2 rRNA genes are annotated in these 3,207 nt (G+C 57.7%); both read right to left on the minus strand.

What is annotated here, in order from left to right:
- Window positions 1-5 precede the first annotated feature (5 nt).
- A 5S ribosomal RNA gene (gene rrf, locus LRG10_RS13000) occupies window positions 6-122 on the minus strand.
- A gap of 90 nt (window positions 123-212) precedes the next feature.
- Window positions 213-3,108 (minus strand): 23S ribosomal RNA (locus tag LRG10_RS13005).
- Window positions 3,109-3,207: the final 99 nt, after the last annotated feature.

Raw genomic sequence — 3,207 nt, forward strand, 5'->3', positions numbered from 1 at the left:
TAGGGGCCTGGCGATGACCTACTCTCGCACGACAGCGTGGTCGCACTACCATCGGCGCTGAGCGGTTTCACTGCCGAGTTCGGCATGGGATCGGGTGGTTCCCGCTCGCTATGGTCGCCAGGCAAAGCGGTGTGGCGTTTAGGCCACTTGTGTCTGGGAAGTTGCCGTCACGCGCTTACGGCATGTCGGTGCTCAATCCGCTTGGGTGTTATATGGCCAAGCCTCACGGGCCATTAGTACGGGTTAGCTTAATGCATTGCTGCACTTCCACACCCCGCCTATCAACGTCCTCGTCTTGGACGGCCCTTCAGGGACCTCGCGGGTCCGGGGAGACCTGATCTTGAGGCGGGCTTCCCGCTTAGATGCTTTCAGCGGTTATCCCTTCCATACGTAGCTACCCGGCTGTGCCACTGGCGTGACAACCGGACCACCAGCGGTATGTCCACTCCGGTCCTCTCGTACTAGGAGTAGAGCCTCTCAAGTCTCCGACGCCCACGGCAGATAGGGACCGAACTGTCTCACGACGTTCTAAACCCAGCTCGCGTACCACTTTAAACGGCGAACAGCCGTACCCTTGGGACCTGCTACAGCCCCAGGATGTGATGAGCCGACATCGAGGTGCCAAACTCCTCCGTCGATGTGGACTCTTGGGAGGAATCAGCCTGTTATCCCCGGAGTACCTTTTATCCGTTGAGCGATGGTCCTTCCATACAGAACCACCGGATCACTAAGGCCGGCTTTCGCCCCTGCTCGACTTGTAGGTCTCGCAGTCAAGCACCCTTCTGCCTTTACACGCACTGCGCGATTTCCGACCGCGCTGAGGGTACCTTCGCGCTCCTCCGTTACTCTTTGGGAGGAGACCGCCCCAGTCAAACTACCTACCACGCACGGTCCCCGACCCGGATCACGGGCCCAGGTTAGAACCCCAAACATGCAAGGGTGGTATCTCAAGGATGGCTCCACGGGAGCTAGCGCTCCCGCTTCATAGCCTCCCACCTATCCTGCACAAGCATGCTCGAGGTCCAGTGCGAAGCTGTAGTAAAGGTTCACGGGGTCTTTCCGTCTTGCCGCGGGTACACAGCATCTTCACTGCGATTTCAATTTCACTGAGTCCCGGATGGAGACAGTGGGGCCATCGTTACGCCATTCGTGCAGGTCGGAACTTACCCGACAAGGAATTTCGCTACCTTAGGACCGTTATAGTTACGGCCGCCGTTTACCGGGGCTTCGATCAAGAGCTTCGCCCCAAAGGGCTAACCCCATCACTTAACCTTCCGGCACCGGGCAGGCGTCACACCCTATACATCCTCTTGCGAGTTAGCAGAGTGCTGTGTTTTTAGTAAACAGTCGCAGCCCCCTGGTCACTGCGGCCCCCCTCTGCTCCGCCCGCAAAGGGCTTCACATAACGGAGGCGCACCTTCTCCCGAAGTTACGGTGCCATTTTGCCGAATTCCTTCACCCGGGTTCTCTCAGGCGCCTTGGGATTCTCACCCTGCCCACCTGTGTTGGTTATCGGTACGGTCTCTTGCTGCCTGAAGCTTAGAGGCTTTTCTAGGAAGCCTGGCATCGGTCACTTCCGCTCCGTAGAGCGTCGTGTTCGCGTCTCGGCGTATGAACCCCCGGATTTGCCTAAGGGCTCCGCCTACACGCTTAAACCGGGACATCCGTCACCCGGATGACCTAGCCTTCTTCGTCACCCCATCGCAGCAACAAGAGGCACGGGAATATTAACCCGTTTCCCATCGGCTACGCCTTTCGGCCTCGCCTTAGGGGCCGGCTAACCCTGCGTCGACTAGCGTTGCGCAGGAAACCTTGGGCTTTCGGCGAGCGGGATTTTCACCCGCTTTATCGTTACTCATGTCAGCATTCGCACTTCCGATACCTCCAGAGGCCCTCACGGGTCCTCCTTCAGCGGCGTACGGAACGCTCCCCTACCATGCTCAAAAGAGCATCCGCAGCTTCGGCGCGTGGCTTGAGCCCCGTTGAATCTTCCGCGCAGGCCGACTAGACCAGTGAGCTATTACGCTTTCTTTAAAGGGTGGCTGCTTCTAAGCCAACCTCCTGGGTGTCTCTGCCTTCCCACATCGTTAACCACTTAGCCACGACTTGGGGGCCTTAGCTGGCGGTCTGGGCTGTTTCCCTCTCGACGACGGACCTTATCACCCGCCGTCTGCCTCCCGTGATTGCACTTCCCGGTATTCGGAGTTTGCCTCGGTTTGGTAAGGCACGGATGCCCCCCTAGCCGAAACAGTGCTCTACCCCCGGGAGTGAGACACGAGGCGCTACCTAAATAGCTTTCGGGGAGAACCAGCTATCTCCGAGCTTGTTTAGCCTTTCACTCCGACCCACAGCTCATCCCCTAGCTTTTCAACGCTAGTGGGTTCGGGCCTCCAGCAGGTGTTACCCCGCCTTCACCCTGGCCATGGGTAGCTCGCTCGGTTTCGGGTCTACTCCCAGCGACTGAACGCCCATTTAAGACTCGGTTTCCCTACGGCTCCCCTAAACGGTTAACCTCGCCACTGAAAGTAAGTCGCTGACCCATTATACAAAAGGTACGCGGTCACCCGGACGCACCGGGCTCCCACTGCTTGTACGCATACGGTTTCAGGTTCTATTTCACTCCCCTCACCGGGGTTCTTTTCGCCTTTCCCTCACGGTACTGGTCCACTATCGGTCGGCAGGGAGTATTTAGCCTTGGAGGATGGTCCCCCCATCTTCAGACGGGATAACACGTGTCCCGCCCTACTCGATTTCACGATCAGCGCCCTTTCGTGTACAGGGCTGTCACCTTCTATGGCCGGACTTTCCAGACCGCTCCACTAGAACACTGACCGCTTAAGGGCTAGTCCCCGTTCGCTCGTCACTACTAAGGGAATCTCGGTTGATTTCTTTTCCTCCGGTTACTTAGATATTTCAGTTCACCGGGTTCGCCTCGTACGCCTATGAATTCAGCGCACGATGACCACCTGACGGTGGCCGGGTTGCCCCATTCGGAAATCCCCGGATCGAAGCCCGTTTGCCGGCTCCCCGAGGCTTATCGCAGGCTACCACGTCCTTCATCGCCTCCTGCCGCCTAGGCATCCACCGTATGCGCTTAACCGCTTGGCCATATAACCCCAAACAGACTGGAGCTATACCGCGGTCAATAACACGCGAATGCGACATGCCATATGCTGTGTACGGCAACTTCCCAAATTGTTAAAGAAC

Origin of the sequence: Halorhodospira sp. 9628 (assembly GCF_022228075.1) — a bacterium.
Taxonomy (GTDB): Bacteria; Pseudomonadota; Gammaproteobacteria; order Nitrococcales; family Halorhodospiraceae; genus Halorhodospira; species Halorhodospira halophila_A.